This is a genomic window from Paenibacillus sp. N119s (genome assembly GCF_059447605.1).
On sequence record NZ_JCAJRU010000519.1, the window covers coordinates 1 to 427 of the forward strand.

Annotated in this window: 1 protein-coding gene; it reads right to left on the bottom strand. The window is 56.7% G+C overall.

The window, feature by feature from the left end:
• Positions 1-427 (bottom strand): phosphopantetheine-binding protein (locus tag AC5V8P_RS26115; RefSeq protein ID WP_495474119.1); only part of this gene is annotated, 427 nt, incomplete at both ends.

Sequence of the window (427 nt, forward strand, 5' to 3'; positions counted from 1 at the left end):
GGAATACCTGTTCCACTCGCTTCACATCCAGCGGACCGCTCACTTGCAGCACCGACGGCATGTTGTAGTTCACATCCAGCGGATCGAACTGATGCAGCACATACAGTCGTTTTTGTGCCGAGGACAGCGGATAGAAGCTGCGCTCTTCCGCTACCGGAATGGACGCATACGTCACCTGATCTAGACCTTCCAGCACAGCTGCCAGTTGTTCAATCGTTGGCGCTTCAAAAATGCTGCGCAGTGGAAGCGGCTTGTTCAGCTCCTTGTGAATCCTTGAGGCCAGTGTCGTCGCCCGCAGCGAGTGTCCGCCAATCTCAAAGAAGTTTTCCTTCACGCCGACCTGCGCCAGTCCCAGCACGTCCTGCCAAATTTGCGCCAGCTTCACTTCCACCCACGTCCGCGGCGGGATATAGTCGGCTCCGCTTTG